Source organism: Actinoalloteichus caeruleus DSM 43889 (genome assembly GCF_000429185.2).
GTDB lineage: Bacteria > Actinomycetota > Actinomycetes > Mycobacteriales > Pseudonocardiaceae > Actinoalloteichus_B > Actinoalloteichus_B caeruleus.
In genome coordinates, this window is sequence record NZ_AUBJ02000001.1 from 1,038,797 (window position 1) to 1,059,092 (window position 20,296).

Genomic DNA, 20,296 nt, shown 5'->3' on the forward strand with positions numbered 1-20,296 from the left:
GGAAATGGCTACAAGCCGGGTTGTGTCTTGTATTGATTCCGCAGCTCCTCGGCCACCCGCTGTGAAGCGGGCACCCGGCCCCCACGCACACGTGCTGGAGGGGCTACGGCGGCCTGTTCGACCACGCTGGACACCTCATTCTCCCAGGCGGCGTCGGATGCCTCGTGGGGAGCGTCGAGGGGGCTGTCCAATCCCTCGCCGATGAGGGGCCCCGCCGTTGCTTCGATCTGATCGAGAATCACCGAGGGTGGGGGCGGTGCCGCCGTCGCCGACAGGTTGGGAGCCGTGCGGTCGATCAAGGCCTGACGGGCGCGCACGGGTGACAGGCCGTCGTCGTGCATCAGCTTCGCGCACGTAGCGGTTACCGCCTTGAGAGAAGGACGATCGGTCGGCTCGTGCGCGAGCATTGACGACACCAATGGATCCAGAACGGCCGGGAGGCCAGCGAGGTCCGGACAGTCGAGAGGGTTGGCAACCCGTCCGACGATGGCTTCCCATCGTCCGCCCTCATAGGGGAAATGCCCTGTCGCCGCGTACAGCAAAATTGTTCCCAATCCGTACACGTCTGCCGCCGGAGTGACCTGCGGACGCCCCATGGCCTGTTCAGGCGGCATACAACGCACAGTGCCGATGATCATTCCGCTGTGTGACAGGGTGTCTTTGGCGGCGTCCAGGAAGGCACCGAGACCGAAATCAATCAGCAGCGGGCCATAGTCGCCCATAATCACGTTCTGTGGTTTGAGGTCCCGGTGCAGCAACCCTGTGGCATGTACGGCCTCCAAGCCTTCGGCGAGAAGCGCCCCGAGGCTGGCGACGAGCGGCGCGGGCAGCGGGCCATGAGCTTCGACATGAACGAACAAGGTGTCGCCGGGCGCGTACTCCATTGCCAGCCAGGGTCGATCGGCGTACGGATCCGCATCGAGAAACCTCGCGACCCTGTTGGTTCCGACAACGGTCCGCGCGATCAACGCTTCCTTCTCGAAACGGGCGCGGGTGACCGGATCAAGCCGGTCGCCGCGGATGAGCTTCACCGCGACGGGATCACCAGCAGGCGAGTAAGCGAGATACACCTCTCCCATGCCACCGGAGCCAAGCTCGCGCTCCACGACGTAGCGGCCGATCCGCGCAGGCGTAGCATTCATAGCCTACCTGTCGCCCCCTCGTGTCCCCGTGTTACCGCCGGCGGTCTCAGCCCGAGGGACACACCTTACTCGGCGATTCGGCTGATCCATGTCTCAACCTGGGAACTTCGCCGATTCTCATGGAGCGGTCAGCACTGCGGCAAGGGCGCCGAACGCGCGGCCGGTGACGGTCATGGGCAGCGGATGCCCCGGCGACGACGTCCGTGGTTCCGGGCAGCCGCTGGCCAACAGCCCGCGGGGACGACCTGGACCGCCTCTCCAACGGGATCGAGATCAGCTGGGCGGCGGTTCCTCGGCGTGGAACCGCCGCCCAGCGTCGTTGTCCTGGTGGCCCGGCGGCTCAGGCGGTCGGGGGCGTCTCGGTCACCGCCTCCGGCATCTTCCGCAGACGGCTGACCGGCGAGAGGACGAGCCCGACGACGACCGCGGCGGACCCGACCGCGGCCACGACCAGGGCGTTGCGGGCGCCGATCGCGTCCGCGAGCAGACCCGCGCACAGGCCACCCAGCGCCCCACCACCGAAGAGCAGCGTGCGGAAGCAGGCCGTCATGCGTCCCATCATCGACTGCGGAGTGAGGGTCTGCCGCAACGCCACGATGATCACGTTCGCGATGCCCAGCCCGAAGTAGGTGGTGAAGAAGGAGGCGATGAACATGCCGATCACCACCGGTTGGGGTCCGCTCGCGAGGACGATCAGCAGCGGGCCGAGCAGCAGGCCGGTCTGCGCCACGAAGTACGTCGGCCCGACGGGGAAACGCCCGACGACCCGGCGTGACACGACCGCCCCGATCAGACCGCCGATCGAGGCGGTACCGAAGATCAGGCCCAGTGTCGTCGAATCGAGCCCCACCGTGCGCGTGCCGTAGAGCAGGAACATGGTCCAGGTGGTGATCATGGAGAAGTTGCAGCAGAACCCGATGATGGCCAGCCACCGCAGCAGCGGCTTGCCGAACACCCACGCCAGGCCCTCCTTCAGTTCACGGGAGGCACGTCGTTCGGTGGTCACCTCGGGCTTGGGTTCCCTGGTGCGGATCAGCATCAGGGACACGACCGACAGCAGGTAGGTGCCGGTCTGGGCGAGCAGGGCGATCGGTGCCGTCAGCCAGGCCACGACCACGCCCGCGATCCCGGGTCCTGCGACGTCGGCGGTCGACGAACTGATGCCCATCTTGGAACTCGCCTCGACGTAGTGCTTGGGGCTCTTCACCAGCGTCGGCACGTACGACATCCAACTGAGGTCGAACAGGACCGACGCCACCCCGATGAGGCAGGCGATCACCAACAACGCGGGGACGGTCAGCAGGTCGGTGAGGTAGAGCAGCGGGATGAGGGCGATCAGGGCCATCCTGGCCAGGTTCGACCACAGCATCACCCGCCACCGGCGGACGCGGTCGATCCAGATGCCCAGCAGCAGCGCCAACGCGAGGTAGGGCGCGAGCTGCACGAAACGGAGGACGCCGACCTCGCTGTCGGTCGCGTTGAGGGAGTGGATCGCGGTGAGCGGCAAGGCGAGGATGGTCACCTGGGTGCCGAGCAGGGAGATGGTCTCGCCCACCCAGAACTTCAGGAAGTCCCGGTTGTGCCAGAGGCTTCGGGGCTTCGCCCTGGGCGCCTCGGCCGGATCGATGTCGGTGACGGACACGGTGGTCTCCTAGTGGCCGAGGTGCTCGCGGACCAGCCGGCTCAGCTCCAGAAGGCTGTCACCGGTCCAGATCGAGTGGTGGGTGCTGTGGGGGACGGTGTGCTCGACGAGGTCGGGCAGGAACCGCTGCCACCGCATGTCCTGGGCGGGGGAGGCCTCGGCCAGGACATGCACGGCCGGGCCGGGATGGCTGCCGGTGACCTCGATCGAGTAGAAGGCCTTCAGGTGGGCGCGGAACACCGCGTACTGCTCGCCGAGCAGGTGTGAGTCGAACTCCTCGGGCAGCACACCGGCCCGTTCGACCTCCTCGAACACCGCGCCGGGTGCGACGTCGGGGGCCCAGGTGGCGGCCAGCTCGTCCAGCCCGGCGGGTGACTCGCCGGAGGTCCCCGCCATGTCCCGGACGAAGCGGACGAGGATGTCCCGTTCCGGTGGCAGGTCCATGACCCTCGGCAGGCCCGCGTCGACCAGCACCAACAGGTCCACGACGTCCCCGGCTTGGGTGAGCCGTTTGGCCATCTCGAAGGCCACCAGGCCGCCGAGCGACCAGCCCAGCAGCAGGTACGTCCCGTCGGGATGGGCCGCGCGCAGGATGTCGGTGTACTCGTCGGCGAGGGCGGTCAGTGACCCCACCGGGGTCCGGTCGTTGTCGAAACCGGGGGCCTCGAATCCGTGCACGGGCCGGTCGTCGCCGAGCAGCCGGGCGAGCCCGGCGTAGGCGTAGGCCGAGCCCGACACCGCGTGCACGCAGAACACCGGGGGCAGGTGGCCCCCGGTGCGCAGTGGCACGAGCCGTTCCAGGTCAGGCATTCGCCTTGGCCTCCACCAGCTCGTCGACGGTCCGGGAGATCGCGCCGACGGTGGCGTTGCCGTACAGCAGCCGCACGGTGAGGCGGATCCCGAAGGTCCTGTTGATCCGGCTCACCAGGCGCAGGGCCTGCAACGAGTTGCCGCCGACGTCGAAGATGCTGTCGTTGACGCCGATCCGTTCGACACCCAGTACCTCGGTGAAGTGCTTCGCCACGGCGATCTCGGTGGTGGTGCGCGGTTCGGTCAGTTCCCGGTCGCCGTCCTCGTCGACCGGGTCCGGCAGCGCGTTGCGGTTGATCTTCCACCCGTCGTTGTTCATCGGGAACCGGTCGAGGGTGACCCACGCCGTGGGCACCATGTAGTCCGGCAGCGACTCGGCGAGGTGGTCGCGCAGCGCCTCCACCGGCGGCGGTTCGCCGACCGACGTGACGTAGCCGACCAGGCGGTTCTCCCCGCGCGGATCGGGCCGCATGAGGACCACGGCCCGCAGGACGCCGGGATGGCTCTGCAGCGCGGTCTCGATCTCGCCCAGCTCGACGCGCAGCCCGCGCAGCTTCACCTGGTTGTCGATGCGGCCGAGGAACTCGATCTGACCTCGCTCGCTCCACCGCACCAGGTCGCCGCTGCGGTAGACCGTGCTACCGGCGTCGAACGGGTCGGCGATGAACTTCTCCGCCGTCATCTCCGGCTGGTTGAGGTAGCCGAGGGAGAGACCGCCCTCGGCGCCGCCGATGAGCAGTTCCCCGTTCACGCCCTTGGGCACGAGGTTGTCGAACCGGTCGACGACGTAGACCTGCCGGTTCAGTTGGGGACGGCCGATGGGTGGTGGCGTGGTCCACTCGATCTGTTCGACGAGGTAGTCGGTCTGGCCGATGGCGCACTCGGTGGGGCCGTAGAGGTTGAGGTAGGTGCGGCCGGGCAGGTTCCACTTGTTGACCAGCTCGGGTGGGAGCACCTCCGCGCCGCCCATGACGTACCTGAGGTCCGGGTACGGTCCGGGTTCCATCACCGACTGCATGGCGGGGGGCAGACCGGCGTAGGTGACCTTCTGTTCCCGCAGCAGCGCCGTCAGCGCCTCCGGTGACTGGGCGTCGTCCGGGGAGACGGCGACGATGCGGGCGCCGACGAGGAACGCCGTCCAGATCTCGCCCTGGGACATGTCGAAGTTGAGGGCGGGGAGTTGCAGCAGCCGGTCGTGGGGGCCGAGGTCGAACCTGCGCCGGTAGGCCTCGCAGAAGAACGACACCGCCCGGTGGGCGATCATCACGCCCTTGGGGGTTCCGGTGGATCCGGAGGTGTAGAGGACGTAGGCCAGTGATTCGCGGGTGGTCCACTCCTCCAGCGGTTCGTCGGTCGGGTGCCGTTCGATGGTGTCCCAGTCGGTGTCGATCAGGACCCGCGCCCAGCCGTTGGCCTCGGGCAGTCGGTCGGTGAGGGTGGAGCGGGTGATCACGACCGGTGCGCCGGTGTCGCGGATCATGAAGTCGAGGCGGTTGGCCGGCACCTTCGGGTCCATCATCGCGAAGGCGCCGCCTGCCTTGAGGACGCCGAGCATGGCGACGTAGGCGTCGAGGTCGCGGTCGATGACGACGGCGACCACCTGGCCGTGGGTGAGGCCCAGCGCGCGCAGGTGGCGGGCGAGCAGGTCCGCCCGGCGGTCGAGTTCGCCGTAGGTCAGCTCGGTGCCCCGGCACACGACGGCGACCGCCTCCGGGGTGGCCCTGGCGACCTCGGTGAAGGCGACGTGCAGCGGTAGCTCGGAGTACTCGGCCTCCTCGCCGCGACCGAGTTCGAGGAGCTCGGCCCGTTCCTCGGGGGTCACCACGGGCAGTTGGGACAGCCTCAGCGTCGAGTCGGAGGCCGCCGCGGTCACGACGGTGCCGATGTGGTCGAGCAACGCCTCCACCCGCCACTGGTCGAACAGGTCGGTGGAGTACTCCACGACCGCGCGCAGCGCGTCGTCGGACTCCACGAAGTCGATCGCCATGTCGAACCGGGAGCCGGTGGAGGCGAGGGAGATCGGCTCGGCCCGGATCCCGGGGAGGTCGAGGGCGCCGCCGGAGTTGGCGTCGCCGAGCAGTTGCAGGGAGATCTGGAACAGCGGGTTGCGGCCGGGCACCCGGATCGGCTGCACCCGGTCCACCACCAGGTGGAAGGGCACCTCCTGGTGCTCGTAGAGGTCGAAGTTGTCCTCCAGGGTGCGCCGGAGCAGCTCGGCGAAGGTCGGGTCGCCCGACACGTCGGAGCGCAGTACCACCATGTTGACGAACAGGCCCACGACGGACTCGGCTTCGGGGTCGACGCGGCCGAGCATGGGCACGCCCACGGGGATGTCCTCCTGGCCGGTGTAGCGGCTGAGGACCACGTTCAGCGCGGACACCAACACCATGTACAGCGAGACGCCGTGTTCCCTGGCCAGTGCGCGGGCGGCGGTGAGCAGCCCACCGGGCAGGTTCCTGGTGATCGAGTGGGCCCGCCGGGTGGGCGTGGGCGGGCGTGGCCGGTCGGTCGGGAACTCCAGGGTGGGCAGGTCCCGGAGCTTGTCCGCCCAGAAGGTGAGCTCCGCGTCGAGGGTGTGGCCGCGCATGTGTTCCCGCTGGGCCCGGGCGGACTCGGTGTACCGCGATCCCGGCTGGTCGAACTGGGGCTCCCGTCCCTGGCTGTGGGCCCGGTAGGCGATCGCGAGTTCGGCGTTGACGATCCCGGATGACCAGCCGTCGGTGATGATGTGGTGCAGGTTCTGGAGGAGCACGTGGTCGTCCTCGGCGAAGGCGAGGACCCGGTAGCGGTGGAGCGGCCCGTTCTCCAGGTCGAACGGCGTGGTGGACAGTTCCTCCAACGCGGCCTGGATGGCCCGGTCACGCCCGTCGTCGTCGAGTCCGGCGAGTGCCTCGACCTCCAGGTCCACGTCGGAGGGTGGGCTGACGACCTGGTACGGCGTGCCCTCCGAGGAGCGGATGGTGATCCGCAGGGCTTCGTGCCGCCTGACCACGGTGTTCAGGCACTGGTGGAGCACCGTGACGTCCAGCGGTCCCCGTAACCGGGCCGCGAGCAGGATGTTGTAGGTCGTCAGGCCCGGGGTGAGCTGGTCGAGGAACCACAGTTGTTCCTGGCCGAAGGACAACGGTGCCTGGGTGACGGCATGCGTGGACGTGGTCATGTCGGGTGCTTCTCCCCTTGCGAAGTTCCAGACGGCGTGGGCCGTGTCGCGTCCCGGTTCCGGACACGACACGGCGGGCAGTCGCTCGCCGAATGGCTATGATCCTGCCGGAAATCACCGTCGTTACGAGGTCCGTTCGGGCTATTCAGAATTTGCGTGGAGTCACGAACGAGTCGTTGATGACGTAGCCGTCCAGTCCGTGTTTCTCGCCGTAGGCGATCAGATCGCTCGTGCGGTTGATGAATCCGCGACCGTTGTTGTTCAGCGACGTGTTGCACAGGACGCTGAATCCGGTGATGTCGCGGAACGCCTCCAGCAGGTCGACGATGCGACCGTTCCGTTCCCGGGTGACCGTCTGGGTGCGGGCGCTGCCGTCGACGTGGGTGACGGCCCTGAGCTGGTCGCTGGTGACGCGGTTGAAGTAGAGCATGTACGGGTCGACGACCGAGCCCTCGAACCATCTGCGCGCGTCGGCCTCCAGCGCGATGGGGGCGATGGGACGGTACCCCTCCCGGCGTTTGATGGCGTTCAGTCGTGTCGTCGTCTCCTCGGTGAACGGGGCCGCCAGGATCGACCGGTTGCCCAGGGCACGGGGGCCCATCTCGTAGCGGCCTCGGGCCCAGCCGATGATGTTCCCTCGTTCGAGGTAGCGGGCGACCTCGGCGGGAACCAGCGGCCGCACCTCGTAGGTCGTCGGGTCCGGCTGGATGTCCTCGACGAACTCCTCGCCCGCGTAGACCGACCACTCGATGGTCGCCTCACCGGTGTAGTACCACTGGGCGTCGATGCCGGTGCCCAGCGCGGAGCCGCTGTCGTTGGGGCACGGCGGCACGAACACGGACTCGAACAGCCCGCTCTCCCTCCACTGGGCGTTCCAGTCGCAGTTGAGACCGCAGCCTCCGGAGATCAGCAGCGGCAGCCCTTCCTTCATGTGTTCGGAGGCGTAGCCGTGGAACATGTCGAAGATGGCCTGCGAGTGCTTCGCGGCGATGTTCCGGTACGCCTGCGACTGGACGCCGACGTTGTGGATGTGTGACCAGGACATCTCGTCCTTCGACAGGTTCAGGATGATCTGTTCCTGCCGCAGGATGAAGTCGATGGTCTCCTTCTCCTCCTGGGTTGTCGGGCCCTTCTCGGCGAAACCGGTCAGGGCCATCTGCTTGCCGGCGTCGTTGTAGCGGAACAGTCCGGTGCCCGAGGGGAATCCGGGGTCCGCGAGGGCGAACAGGTAGGCGTACTTGTTGCCCGGGTCGGCGAGCACGTGCTTGAGGTGGGTGGCGTTGCCCTTCTCGTCGATGCGGTAGAAGTCACCGATGTTGCCTTCCCAGACCAGCGAGTAGTACGCCTGCCCGGTGGCACGGGGCGCCATGCCGAGCGAGGTGTAGATGTGGGAGCGCTCGTGGGTGGAGGAGAAGTAGCGGACCTTCTTGCCGAAGAAGGTGCCCTCCTCGTCGGAGGTGGACCCGTCGCCGACACCGAAGTACCCGGTCCGGGAGGGCGGCTCCACGGAGTGGAAGCCCTTGACCCAGCCGCCGAGGGCCACGACGTCGGGAGCCCGGTGGAGCATCCCGGCCGCGCGGGCGATGACCTCACCGGTCAACCGGTCGTAGCGCGGGTAGTTGTCCTTCTCGGCCTCCAACGCGAACAGCAGCCTGCCGTCCTCGATGGCCGTGATGCCACCGTCGTGGCCTTCTTTGAGCGAGAGAATCAGCATGGTTCCGTCGTCACCTTCTGGGTCGTCGCGGACGTGAGTGCTCGGCGGCCAGCCCGCTGGGGGTCACGGCCGGCGGAGGAGAGGGGAAGGCACCGGCACGGCGGGAGCCAGCGTGGGGCCGAGGACACGGTCGAGGTCGGTGAGGGCCCGGGACCACATGCCCGGCGAGGGCACGTAGTGGTTGTAGTAGCTGGCGCCTTCCGCGGGCGGTCCGAACACGGCGATCGGCACCGGGGCGCCCCCCTCGCGGGGGATCGCGTACCCGTCACGATCCAGGGTCAGTCGGTGGGACCGGCCGTCGTCCACCGCGATCCAGCTCCGCAGCGACGACCCCACCGGGTCCCGGGCATCGTCGGGCGAGGGCCAGGTGAGGTTGGCCCGCACGACGGCGTCGACCTCGATGCGCCGCGGCTGGCCCAGCCGGGTCGACGTCAGCGCCCACCGGTCCCCCACCGGTTCCAGCGCGGGTCCCGGCCCGGGGCCCAGGGTGAGGACACCGGCGGCGACCAGCGCCAGTAGTTCGTGCACGCGTTCCTTCTGGGGGCCGACGACCGCGCGGTTGACCAACGGCACGTACTCGTGCGCGAAGTACCGGTGTGACTCCTCGGTCAGTCCTGGCGGGTCGACGGCCGCCCGCAGGCTCTCCCGGTGGTCGCGGAGTACCTCCAACGCGTCCTTGACGGCGCTCACGCCGAGTCCGCGTTCGGCTTCGACCAGGTCGGCCCTGGCGGCAGCCAACGTCGCGTCGCGGTACTCCTCGTAGGTCCTCCAGGTGACCGGTTCGAGCGAGAGCGCCTGGTCGACGACGGCGATCTCCCCGGCCGTCGGCTTGCCCATCCGGCTGATCGCCTCGCGGCGGATCAGGGGTTCCACGTGGCGGCGGAAGTCCAGCAGACCGCCGGGCGCGTGGTGGCGCAGGGCCGCGATCGCGGCGGGCGTGAAATACCGGGCGGGTGCCGCGACGCGGTCCTGGCTCGTCCGGGGCCGGGCGCGGGGCAGGGACCGTGCCCGGTTGGTGAGCACGATCCGGGGTTCACGCCCCGAGGGGATGTAGCCGTGGTCGTCGAAGGCGCCGCCCCGGCCGACGGTGAGCGCGGCGATCACGTCCATCGCCGTCAGCCCGGACCCCAGTAGCGCGACGGTGGTGCCCTCGACGATGCCGTCGGTCCGCGCCGGCAGGGGGTAGGGCGTCTCGACGAAGGCGCCGAGGGGCGGCGGTTCGGTGTCGGCGAGGCCGTGGCCGGTGGTCACGACGGCGAGGTCCACCGCGTGGGCGGTGCCGTCGGCCAAGGTGACGACCGCACCGGTGGTGGCCGGCCGCACATGCCGGGCGGCCGTCGGGAGGTGCCGCACGGTCAGCCGGGGCGGTACCCGGGCCAGGAGAACCCGCGCCGCCCACTGGAGGTATTCCCCGAGCAGCCGGCGTGGGAGGAAGTCGTCGAACTCCACCGGTCCGTGGTGCTCGTGGCACCACTGGTAGAGGCTCGGCCCCGGGGTGACGGGCGCGCCCGGTGCCATGTGCCCGTCGGAGAAGATGGTGAGTTGGGCGACGATGGTGTTCAGCAGCAGGTAGTCGGGCTGCCTGATGTCGTGAACGCCCACACCCAGTTCGTTCGGCTCGATGAGCAGCAGCTCGATCGGCGGGCCGGGGAGACTGGTGTGGCTGATGACCCGTTCCAGCACCGACAGTCCGCGCGGGCCGACTCCGATGACGGCTACACGCACGGTGGTCACCACCTCCGCGTCTCGCCGAAGAAGTCGGGCACCTCGAGCGCCGAGCGCTGTTCACGGGCGGTCAGGAGCACGTGCTGCCCGACGGCGAGATCCAGGACTCCCAGGCCGAAGGGGGACACCAGCACTCCCCGCCCCGGGTCGGGCAGGGCCCGGCCACGCAGCAGGTCGGCGATGGTCCCCGTGACGAAGTCGCGGTGACCCACCTGCTGTTCGGCCAGGTGCGGGGAGGTGTTGGCCTTCATGCAGTGCTCGATGTCATCGAGGTAGTTCTGGGCACCCAGGACCACCGAGGGGGCGAAGTCGCGCAGCGAGATGTTCAGCGCCACCTGTCCCGCCTCCAAGGGCCGCGAGAGGTGCGGAGTCGCCGCCGTCGTCGCGGTGACCACGGTCTGCGCCGTCAGGGCCTCGGATGGCGAGGCGACCCGCGCGGCCACCAGCCCCAGCTCGGCCTCGGCCCACCGCACCAGGTGGTCCGCCGAGTCCGCGTGCGGATCGAACACGCGCAGCCGGTCCATCCGGTAGCCGACAGCAGCCAGGTAGCGCAGGACCGCCCTGGCGATCACGCCGGCTCCGAAGACCGCGACCTCACCGTTGCCCGGCAGGGACACGGCCAGCGCGCGTGCCGCGACCGCGGCGGAGGCAGCGGTCCGGGCCGCGCTGATCGAGGCGGCTTCCAGCAGCGCCGTCGGGTACCCGGTCTCGTAGTCGTTGAGCACCAACACCGCCGAGGCCCTCGGCACGTCACGTCGTACGTTCGAGGGGAAGCTGGCGATCCACTTGATGCCGGCGACGGGTGCCGCTGGCAGGTCGGCGAACGCCGGCAGCGCGATGATCCGCGCGTCGGGTTTGTCGGGGAACCGCAGGAAGTAGCTGTCCGGGTTGATGGTGTGCCCGTCGGCGTGCCGCAGGTAGGCGTCCTCGACCAGTTCGACCACCCTGAGCACCGAGGAGTCCAGGATGTCCTTGGCCAGTGCCCCGGGAACGACCTCAAACGAGAACATCGCGTTGTCCCTCCTCAAGCGGCCGTTCGGGTGCCAACGCCCGTCCCAGGCCGTGTTCGACCACCCAGTCGTCGTCGTAGACGGAGTCCAGGTAGCGCTCGCCGAGGTCGGGGGCGATCGCGACGACGGTCTCGTCGGGGGCGATGTCGGCGGCCTGGCCGCGGATGGCCGCGAGAACCGTGCCGGTCGAGCCGCCCGCGAGCAGGCCGGTGGTGCGGGCCAGCCAGCGGCACTCCCGCACGGTGTCGTCCTCGCGCACCAGCACCACCTCGTCCGGGGCGTCCGGTGCCAGCAGCTCGGGTCTCCTGCTGGCGCCCAGTCCCGGGATGTGCCGGGCTTGGGGCTTCGAACCGAAGTTGACCGATCCCACCGAGTCGACGGCCACGATCCGGGTACGCGGGCTGTGGGTGCGGAAGTAGTCGGTGATGCCCATGAGCGTCCCGCCGGTTCCGACCCCGACGTAGAGCCTGTCGACCTGGTGGAACTCGTCGAGCACGGCGGGAGCCGTGCTCTGCTCGTGGGCGAGCGGGTTGTTGGGGTTGGCGTACTGGTTCACCCAGAACAGGCCCGGTTCCTCCCGCAGCCGGTTCCTGATGTAGGAAATTCGACTTCCGAGGAAGCCGCCGTTGTCGTCGCGTTCCCGGATCACGACCACCTCGGCGCCCAGTGCCCGCATGATGGCGACCGCCGAGGCGTTGGCGTTCGGGTCCGTGACGCAGGTGAGGCGGTATCCCTTCGCGGCGCAGATCACCGCGAGCGCCACCCCGAGGTTCCCGGAGGTGGACTCGATGATCCGCACCCGCGCCATGTCGATACCGGACAGTTCGACGCCGGTCAGGATGCTGCGCGCGGTCTTCAGTTTGATCGAACCGGCCGCGTTCAGCCCCTCCAGTTTCAGGTACAGGCGGTTGAGGTCGCTCAGTCCGGTCACGCGTAAGAAAACGTCGTCCCGCACCAAGTCGTAGACACGATCCGTGATCAACGCGATCCTCCAATGCGGGTTCACGTCGGGTTGTCGGGCGAAACGGGAAAGTCCTGCCGTGCCCCGTACTCGGCTAGGTGCTCGGCACCGGGGACGACCACTGGTCCTGCCGTTCGAGCGTCGCGAGTTCGTACTCCAGCCGCGCCTCCGCTCCGCCGGGGGCGGCGGCCGGCAGGTCGTGGCCGGGTTGGCTGGTGGTGCGCATCCGCTGCAACGGGGTAATCGTGAAGTCGGACGCCGCCGTCGCCGTCAGCGCGGCGGCGAGGGCCAGCAGGCCGGGAAGGGTCGTCACCAGGGCCGTCGAGAACTGGCTGGCGGTTGACCTCGCCACGAGCGCCGACTGAGTCCGGTCCAGCGCGACCACCAGCCCGACCTCCTCCGCCAGCAGGCGCACCAGCTCGTCCTCGCCGCGCTGGGCCGGGAACGTCCGGACGGGAACGCCGCGGGATGCCAACAACTCCGCCGTCGCCGGTTCGGCCACCAGCTCGACCCCGTGCCCTCGCACGGCGCACAGGGCAGGAGCCGCCACCACCGCCTGCCGTGCGCTCAACGAGACGTAGGCCAGACCCGACAACGGCAGGGTCATGCCGGCGGCCAGTTGCGCCTTGGCGAACGCGAGACCGAAGGACACGTCGATGCCCATGACCTCGCCGGTGGACTTCATCTCGGGCCCGAGCAGCGCGTCCACTCCCCTGCCCGCCGCTGTCCGGAAGCGGTGGAACGGGAGCACGGCTTCCTTGACGGCGACGGTGCCGTGCGGCGACGGTGTCGCACCGTCGCCCTCGGCGGGCAGGACACCCTCCGCGCGCAGCGCGCTGATGCTCGCGCCGAGCATCACCCGCGCGGCTGCCTTGGCCAGGGGGACGGCGGTCGCCTTCGCCACGAACGGCACCGTGCGCGAGGCTCGCGGGTTGGCCTCCAGCACGTGGAGCACGTCGTCCCTGAGGGCGTACTGGACGTTGAGCAGTCCTCGGACGCCGAGGCCCTCGGCGATGGCCCTGGTGAAGCGCCGCACGGTGTCGAGGTGGGTGCGGTCCAGGGTGATCGGGGGCAGCGCGCACGCCGAGTCCCCGGAGTGCACACCGGCCTCCTCGACGTGCTCCATGACTCCGCCGACGAAGATCTCCGCACCGTCGAACAGGGCGTCGACGTCGATCTCGACCGCACCGTCCAGGAACCGGTCGACCAGTACCGGGTGTTCCGGGCTGATCTCGGTGGCGCGGTCGACGTAGGCGGCCAGGGTCCGCTCGTCGTGGACGATCTCCATGCCCCGCCCGCCGAGCACGTACGAGGGACGCACCAGCACCGGGTAGCCGATCTCCTCGGCGATCGCTCTCGCCCGGGTGAAGGACGTGGCCGTGCCGTGCTGGGGTGCGGGCAGGCCGGCCTCGGAGAGGAGCTGCCCGAACGCGCCCCGATCCTCGGCGAGGTGGATGGCATGGGGTGGGGTGCCCACCACGGGCACGCCGGCGTCGGCGAGCCGCTGTGCCAGGCCCAGCGGTGTCTGCCCGCCGAGCTGCACGATCACGCCGGCGACGGTGCCGGACCGTTGCTCGGCGTGGCACACCTCGAGCACGTCCTCGAAGGTGAGCGGCTCGAAGTACAGGCGGTCGGAGGTGTCGTAGTCGGTCGACACGGTCTCCGGGTTGCAGTTGATCATCACCGTCTCGTACCCACCTGGAGGGTGGGGGGCCGCGCGGAGCGCCGTCGCCGCGTGCACGCACGAGTAGTCGAACTCGATGCCCTGCCCGATCCGGTTCGGCCCCGACCCCAGGATCAGTACCTTCGGCCGGTCGCGCTGCTCGGTGACCTCGCATTCCGCGTCGGGGTCGAGTTCGTACGCGGAGTAGTGGTACGGGGTCCTGGCGGCGAACTCGGCGGCGCAGGTGTCGACGGTCTTGAACACCGGCCGCACTCCGAGGTGGTGCCGCAGCGCGCGTACCTGGTCCTCGTCGGTGGGTTCGGGACGCAGTGCCGCGATCTGGCGGTCGGACAGGCCGGCTCGTTTCGCGGTGCGCAGCAGGCGCTCGTCCAGCACCTCGGTGTCGCTGATCCGTCGGCGGAGGTCGGCCAGCCAGGCGATCTGCTCGACGAACCACGGGTCGATGCCCGAGGCCTCCCGCACCTGCTCGATGGTGGCTCCCAGGCGAAGCGCCTGGTCCACGGTGTACAACCGCCCGTCGTGTCCGGTGCGCAACGCCTCCAACGCGGCTCGGGCTGCGGCGTCGCGGTCGCGGGAGGGAGGGTCGGGGACGGTGCCGAAGCCGGCGGCCCTGGTCTCCATCGAGCGCAGTGCCTTGCCGAGCGCCTCGATGAAGCTGCGGCCGATGGCCATCGCCTCACCGACCGACTTCATGGTCGTGGTCAGTGCGCGGTTCGCCTCCGGGAACTTCTCGAACGCGAACCGGGGGACCTTCACCACGACGTAGTCCAGTGCCGGCTCGAAACTGGCCGGGGTCTCGCCGGTCATGTCGTTGCGGATCTCGTCGAGGGTGTAGCCGATGGCGAGTTTCGCGGCGATCTTGGCGATCGGGAAGCCGGTCGCCTTCGATGCCAGCGCGGAGGATCGGGAGACGCGCGGGTTCATCTCGATCACGACCATCCGTCCGGTGTCCGGGTTGACCGCGAACTGGATGTTGCAGCCGCCGGTGGCGACGCCGACCTCGCGGATCACCGCGAGGCCCACGTCGCGCATGTGCTGGTACTCCCGGTCGGTGAGCGTCATGGCGGGCGCGACGGTGACCGAATCGCCGGTGTGCACCCCCATCGGGTCGATGTTCTCAATGGAGCACACGACGACCACGTTGTCCTCGCGGTCGCGCATCAGCTCCAGCTCGTACTCCTTCCAGCCGAGCACGCTCTCCTCGATCAGCACCTCGCTGACCGGGGACTCCGCGAGTCCGGCCGCGGCCAACCGCTCCAGCTCCTCGGGGACGTGCGCCAGGCCCGACCCGAGGCCGCCCATCGTGAAGGACGGCCGGATCACCGCTGGCAGGCCGAGTTCGGCGACGCTGGCCCTGACCTCCTCCATGGAGCGGCACACGGCGCTTCGCGGTACCTGGGCGCCGAGGCCGCGCACCAGGTCCTTGAAGATCTGCCGGTCCTCGCCACGCTTGATGGCGTCGATGTCCGCGCCGATCAGTTCGACGTCGTACCGCTCCAGCACACCCCGCTCGTGCAAGGCGATGGCGGTGTTCAGCGCGGTCTGCCCGCCCAGGGTGGCCAGGATCGCGTCCGGCCGTTCAACGGCGATGACCCGCTCCACGAACTCGGGCGTGATCGGTTCGACGTAGGTGGCGTCGGCGAACTCGGGGTCGGTCATGATCGTGGCGGGGTTGGAGTTGACCAGGCTGACCCGCAGGCCCTCCTCCCGCAGCACCCGGCACGCCTGGGTACCGGAGTAGTCGAACTCGCAGGCCTGGCCGATGACGATCGGCCCCGATCCGATCACCAGCACGTGGGTGAGGTCGTCCCGCTTCGGCATCAGTGGCCCTCGCTCGTCGCCAGCCCACCGTCGGCATTCGGTGTCGGGGTGCCGCGTTCGCCGGAGGGCGGGCCGGCACCGGCCGGGAGGAATCGCCACCGCGAGCTCGTTCGGGGAACGGCCAAGGGAAACGTCCGGACGACCGGCCGCCCGCGGCGACGGGGAAGGACGCTGGCGGGAACGGCCCCCTCGGTGGTGGCGCGGGTCGGGGCGAACGGCGGCCTGCGCGACTCGCCGACTCCGCCTCGGTGGACGCGTGCCGCGACTCGCGCACGGGGGTGGCGAGTGCGCCGACGAACGGGAGCAGCGGCGATAACCGCCGTCCCCCGCATCCCGGCACCTCGTCCTGATCGGGGATGGGGCACCGAGGGGAGGTCATCCGGGCCGGGGCTGGGAGCACCTGGCTCACCGTCCCGCCCCGGGGTGCCTCGTGGTCGGCCCCCCGACCGGGATTCCCCGTCGACCCCCTCGGGGACGGGCGCCGCCTCACCCGGACTCGAACCTCCGTGGTGGGATTCGTCGCGTGATGGCAGTCCCTGCCCGATCACCGGTTCCGAATTCATTTGTGATCCCCCATGTTGATTCGCGCGTCCCCCGAACGCGCGGTTTCGTTCCCGACGGCCACCCCCGCTCACCGCGGGCGAAGCACAGCGCGGTGACCGCACGGGTCAACATCTGTCCGAGCGCGGTCCCGATGCGGGCTGGCCATCGAGCCGGCTCAGATTATCAATTTCCGAAAGCCTGACAAGTCGGCATTCGGCCCAACGGTGGACCACATTCCCGCATTTTCCGGGAACGAACCCCCACGAATATGGGTTGCTGATTCACGGGCATCGCGCGAATACAGGTTCGTCGGTATTTTTCCGAGGTCGTCGACGATGGTCCGGACGGCGGAACCCATCGCCCGCCGACCTGCGACGGCGGCGACCGGCTGGTCGGCATCCGCCGCCAGGGAAACGACCCTTCCCCCACCCGCGCCCACGCACACCCTGCGGCCCGTTCCGCGAAATCCTCCATTCTCCCACTCGGGCGGCGCCGGCTGGGGCGAATACGCCGCACGAACCGGAACCGGTGGCGGGTAGCGGCATCACCCGAAAGGCGACAACCCCGACCAGCGATACCCTGTTGTCATGACGGAAACTGACGAGTACGGTTTCGCGACCAGGGCGATCCACGCCGGCCAGGACCCCGACCCCCGGACGGGTTCGGTAATCGTGCCGATCCACGCGACGTCCACCTACGCCCAGGACGGCGTAGGGGGCCTGCGCGGCGGTTACGAGTACAGCCGTACCGGGAATCCGACGCGTTCGGCGCTGGAGGAATGCCTTGCGGCGTTGGAGGGCGCCCGGCACGGACGGGCCTTCGCGTCCGGAATGGCGGCGACGGACACCGCGCTGCGCACGATCCTCCGACCTGGCGACCACGTGGTCATCCCCAACGACGCCTACGGGGGCACGTTCCGCCTGATGGACAAGGTGCTCGCGCGGTGGGGCGTCGAGTACACCCCGGTACCACTGGCGGACGTGGACGCCGTGCGTGCCGCCGTGCGGCCGACGACGCGGCTGCTCTGGGTGGAGACACCGACCAACCCACTGCTGCACGTCGCCGACATCGCGCTGCTGGCCGAAGTGGCGCATGGGGCGGACGCGCGACTGCTGGTGGACAACACCTTCGCCTCGCCGTACCTGCAGAGCCCGCTGCGTCAGGGCGCGGACGTGGTGCTGCACTCCACTACCAAGTACATCGGGGGTCACTCGGACGTGGTCGGCGGTGCGCTGGTCACCTCCGACGACGAGCTGGACGCCGGCTTCGGCTTCCTCCAGAACGCCGCCGGCGGGGTCCCCGGGCCGTTCGACGCGTGGCTGACCTTGCGGGGGATCAAGACACTCGAAGTACGGATGGAGAAGCACTCCGACAACACCGAGAGGGTGACCGAGGCCTTGCTGCGCCACCCGAAGGTGACGCACGTGTACTACCCGGGGCTGCCCGAGCATCCCGGCCACGAGATCGCGACCAAGCAGATGCGTCGCTACGGCGGCATGGTGTCGTTCACCGTCGAGGGCGGTGAGGAGGCCGCGCTGCGGGTGTGCTCCCGCACCCGGTTGTTCACCCTCGCTGAGTCCCTGGGGGGCGTCGAGTCCCTCATCGAGCACCCCGGCCGGATGACGCACCTCAGCACGGCTGGTTCGCCGCTCCAGGTTCCGGCGGATCTGGTGCGCATCTCGGTGGGTATCGAGTCGGCGGACGATCTGATCGCCGATCTCCTGGCCGCATTGAGCTGATGGGCGACACCGGTCGGGAATGACCGCACCCCGGTGCCCCGCGCGTTGGCGTGCGCGGCGGGTGCGGTCCAGGCCGACCGGTGGGGGCGTGCCGGCGATGTTCCCGGTCGGGGCCAGGTGGGGTTCACCCTCGGCGAGCACCAGAGCCGGCCGGTGGCGCGGCGCGCGATCGTTCGCCGGTCGGTCATGCCCCGACGGTGGCCGCGTCCCCCGAGGTCGGGTTCGACCGGGACGGGGCACGGCCAGGGAGGTGCCTTCCCCGCAGCCTCCTGGCCAACCCCTGGTTGCTCCCGTCACCCGGCTGGGCGCGGCCGGGTCCTCCCCCGACGTGCGTTCGTCGCGGGGTCGTTCCTGCCCTTGACGCGTACGTCGAAAGGGTACGAGCCGCGGTGGTCACGTTCATCCGGTGACGCGTTCGTCGTGTCCTGTCCAGGACCTCCTCCTCAGCGAGGTGACGGCCCGAGCACTTCGGCTCGGCGAGTTCCTCGGAGCCGCCCTGTCGGCGGGTCAGTGGAGCGTGGGGGCTGGCAAGTGGGGAATGTCCTCGACGTGAGCGTGGTTGGGGATGATGGGTCACGGGTGATTGATTTCATTCATGACTGAAGCCATAGTGAATGACGGATTGATGGCCGTCGTGGTCACGCCCCGTGCGCACGCACGTCGGGTGGAGGGAGCGGGGACGTGGCGCCGACCTCGCCACCGCGCCCCGGGCACCTCGCCCCGCTCGGAACCCGTCGTACCCGCGTCCCTGCCTGGTCCTCCTACCCCCAGGGGCCGCGTGCCCTACCGGGCCCGTCGCCGCGGTAGCAGGGTCGTCGTCATGACCTCCACACCGAACACCTGGACCGCGGCCGACCTCGACGCGGTGCTCACGGGCACGGGACGACCCGTCCTCATCACCGACGCCACGATCCTCACCTCCGACCCGGTGATCGGCACCCTCACCCGGGCCGACCTGCTCGTCGGCGGTGATCTCGTCGTCGGCGTGGGCCCCGGCATCGTTCGCGCCGCCGACGACGACGGCGCCATCGTCATCCAGGCCACCGGCACCACCCTCGTCCCGAGCGTGCTCGACACGACCGCCCCGATCGGGCTCGTGGACCGCGCCGCACTGGTTGGCGCGCTGGTCCCCGGCGGGGCCGCCGACTTCGCCGTGCTCGACGACGCCGACGCACCGGACCTCGCCTCGGCCGCCCGGACCCTGCTGGCGGCACCGGAACGCACCCGAGCGGTGTTCCGGCGGGGCGTGCCGGTCGCGTGGGACGGCCACCGGATCGGTCCCGGGGGCGACGACGCCGGGTCGGGTCTCGCCGAGGCGCCGGTCGACCCGGCCAGGGTGGGTGTCTGGATCGACACCGAGGACTTCCTCCACCAGGAGTTGACCGCCGAGGGCCGTTACGACGAGACGCGAGGTGGTCGGACGCACGCGTTCGAGGGGCGGTACTGGGTTCGGGGCGACCGGATCGACTACCTCGACGACCTCGGGTTCTGGGCGTTCGGTGAGTTCGACGGCGACACGCTCCACCACGCGGGTTACACGCTGCGTCGGAAGCCGGCGGAGGGCGGGACCGACCGGTGACGCGTCAGGCCGACCCCGTCCTCGCCGTCATCGCCAGGAGGGTTGGCGGTAGCTCGCTGGGGAACGTTCTGGCGGTGGGCAGCGGTGCCCGGAACGGTTCCTCGACCGGACCGCGACGGCTCGCCCTCGCGGGCGGCGGTGCCGGCGGGGCCCGATCTAGGGTCGGGCCTGGTCGCGGCGCCCATGCTCGCGCGAAGTCCGGGCTTGGTCGGGTGGTGTGCCGTCCAGGCGCTCGGCGTGGTCGCGGAACCAGTCCAGCATGAACTGGAGCGAGGCGATGCCGTAGGCGAGGGTGGCGCGCTGGCTGGCCGCGACCTCGGTGAGTCCTTCCGGGACTTTCACCGTGTCGAGCTGTTCGTCGAGTCGTGAGAACTTCGCCAGATCATGTTCGACGCGCGCCTCGATGCGGCGGAGGACGGCCACCCGTTCCGAGGGCTCGACGAGGCCGAGGAAGTAGAGCCGGGACAGCGCGGCGCTCTCCAGATCCCGTCCGGCCAGCTCCCCCGTCATCCACGCGCGGAACTCCCGCCGACCGGCTTCGGTCACCTGGTACGTCTTCTTGCCCCGGCCCCCGGTCTGGGTGCTGGCCACCTCGACGAGCTCCCGGGTGAGCAAGCCGTCGAGCGCGCGTTTGATGCTGCCGGAGCTGGCGCTGTAGAAGAGCGTCACGCTGGCCTCGAACGCCCTGACGAGGGCGTAGAAGCTCTGCGGGGCGATCAGCAACAGCCCGAGGATGACGTGTGCCATGGCGGGCAGTCTAGCCGTT

At 69.7% G+C, this 20,296-nt stretch carries 12 protein-coding genes; 2 read left to right on the forward strand and 10 right to left on the reverse strand.

Translation table 11 applies throughout. The features are described 5' to 3' along the window. Window positions 1-8: 8 nt before the first annotated feature. The 9 genes from G443_RS04105 to carB form a co-directional block, all read right to left on the reverse strand. On the reverse strand, window positions 9-1,142 hold the full coding sequence (locus G443_RS04105; RefSeq protein WP_026417967.1) for a serine/threonine-protein kinase: 1,134 nt from the start codon (window positions 1,140-1,142) through the stop codon (window positions 9-11). Window positions 1,143-1,482: 340 nt separating this feature from the next. Then, window positions 1,483-2,784, reverse strand: coding sequence for an MFS transporter (locus tag G443_RS04110; RefSeq protein WP_211237474.1), 1,302 nt, complete (start codon window positions 2,782-2,784; stop codon window positions 1,483-1,485). 9 nt (window positions 2,785-2,793) lie between these two features. After that, window positions 2,794-3,594: a thioesterase domain-containing protein gene (locus G443_RS04115; RefSeq protein WP_026417965.1), complete on the reverse strand. Its 801-nt coding sequence runs from the start codon at window positions 3,592-3,594 to the stop codon at window positions 2,794-2,796. Continuing rightward, window positions 3,587-6,754, reverse strand: a complete 3,168-nt coding sequence (locus G443_RS04120) for a non-ribosomal peptide synthetase (RefSeq protein ID WP_026417964.1) — start codon at window positions 6,752-6,754, stop codon at window positions 3,587-3,589. The genes G443_RS04115 and G443_RS04120 overlap by 8 nt, the downstream gene beginning before the upstream one ends. Before the next feature lie 145 nt (window positions 6,755-6,899). Further along, on the reverse strand, window positions 6,900-8,468 hold the full coding sequence (locus G443_RS04125) for a carbamoyltransferase C-terminal domain-containing protein (RefSeq protein WP_026417963.1): 1,569 nt from the start codon (window positions 8,466-8,468) through the stop codon (window positions 6,900-6,902). A 63-nt stretch (window positions 8,469-8,531) separates the two neighbouring features. Beyond that, window positions 8,532-10,193 (reverse strand): FAD/NAD(P)-binding protein, encoded by a 1,662-nt coding sequence (locus G443_RS04130; RefSeq protein ID WP_162147281.1) that lies wholly within the window; start codon window positions 10,191-10,193, stop codon window positions 8,532-8,534. 5 nt (window positions 10,194-10,198) lie between these two features. Next, the gene (gene sbnB / locus G443_RS04135) at window positions 10,199-11,203 is read right to left on the reverse strand and encodes a 2,3-diaminopropionate biosynthesis protein SbnB (RefSeq protein ID WP_026417961.1); all 1,005 of its coding nucleotides are present in this window, start codon (window positions 11,201-11,203) and stop codon (window positions 10,199-10,201) included. Then, window positions 11,190-12,209: a 2,3-diaminopropionate biosynthesis protein SbnA gene (gene sbnA / locus G443_RS04140; RefSeq protein WP_308208829.1), complete on the reverse strand. Its 1,020-nt coding sequence runs from the start codon at window positions 12,207-12,209 to the stop codon at window positions 11,190-11,192. The genes sbnB and sbnA overlap by 14 nt, the downstream gene beginning before the upstream one ends. A gap of 49 nt (window positions 12,210-12,258) precedes the next feature. Continuing rightward, window positions 12,259-15,669: a carbamoyl-phosphate synthase large subunit gene (gene carB, locus G443_RS04145; RefSeq protein ID WP_155886055.1), complete on the reverse strand. Its 3,411-nt coding sequence runs from the start codon at window positions 15,667-15,669 to the stop codon at window positions 12,259-12,261. A gap of 1,130 nt (window positions 15,670-16,799) precedes the next feature. Between carB and G443_RS04150 the strand changes: the two genes are divergently transcribed. Both G443_RS04150 and G443_RS04155 read left to right on the forward strand, forming a co-directional pair. Further along, on the forward strand, window positions 16,800-17,951 hold the full coding sequence (locus G443_RS04150) for a cystathionine gamma-synthase (RefSeq protein ID WP_026417959.1): 1,152 nt from the start codon (window positions 16,800-16,802) through the stop codon (window positions 17,949-17,951). An 820-nt stretch (window positions 17,952-18,771) separates the two neighbouring features. Next, window positions 18,772-19,530, forward strand: a complete 759-nt coding sequence (locus tag G443_RS04155) for an Atu4866 domain-containing protein (protein ID WP_026417958.1) — start codon at window positions 18,772-18,774, stop codon at window positions 19,528-19,530. Window positions 19,531-19,686: 156 nt separating this feature from the next. Here G443_RS04155 and G443_RS04160 read toward each other — a convergent pair whose 3' ends face one another. Continuing rightward, the gene (locus tag G443_RS04160) at window positions 19,687-20,277 is read right to left on the reverse strand and encodes a PadR family transcriptional regulator (RefSeq protein WP_026417957.1); all 591 of its coding nucleotides are present in this window, start codon (window positions 20,275-20,277) and stop codon (window positions 19,687-19,689) included. Between the last annotated feature and the right edge of the window lie 19 nt (window positions 20,278-20,296).

Bases quoted from the DNA above. Each gene is read 5' to 3' on its own strand.
- G443_RS04105 (WP_026417967.1), bottom strand. From the start codon at position 1,142: ATGAATGCTACGCCTGCGCGGATCGGCCGCTACGTCGTGGAGCGCGAG.
- G443_RS04115 (WP_026417965.1), bottom strand. From the start codon at position 3,594: ATGCCTGACCTGGAACGGCTCGTGCCACTGCGCACCGGGGGCCACCTG.
- G443_RS04120 (WP_026417964.1), bottom strand. From the start codon at position 6,754: ATGACCACGTCCACGCATGCCGTCACCCAGGCACCGTTGTCCTTCGGC.
- G443_RS04125 (WP_026417963.1), bottom strand. From the start codon at position 8,468: ATGCTGATTCTCTCGCTCAAAGAAGGCCACGACGGTGGCATCACGGCC.
- sbnB (WP_026417961.1), bottom strand. From the start codon at position 11,203: ATGTTCTCGTTTGAGGTCGTTCCCGGGGCACTGGCCAAGGACATCCTG.
- carB (WP_155886055.1), bottom strand. From the start codon at position 15,669: ATGCCGAAGCGGGACGACCTCACCCACGTGCTGGTGATCGGATCGGGG.
- G443_RS04150 (WP_026417959.1), top strand. From the start codon at position 16,800: ATGACGGAAACTGACGAGTACGGTTTCGCGACCAGGGCGATCCACGCC.
- G443_RS04155 (WP_026417958.1), top strand. From the start codon at position 18,772: ATGACCTCCACACCGAACACCTGGACCGCGGCCGACCTCGACGCGGTG.
- G443_RS04160 (WP_026417957.1), bottom strand. From the start codon at position 20,277: ATGGCACACGTCATCCTCGGGCTGTTGCTGATCGCCCCGCAGAGCTTC.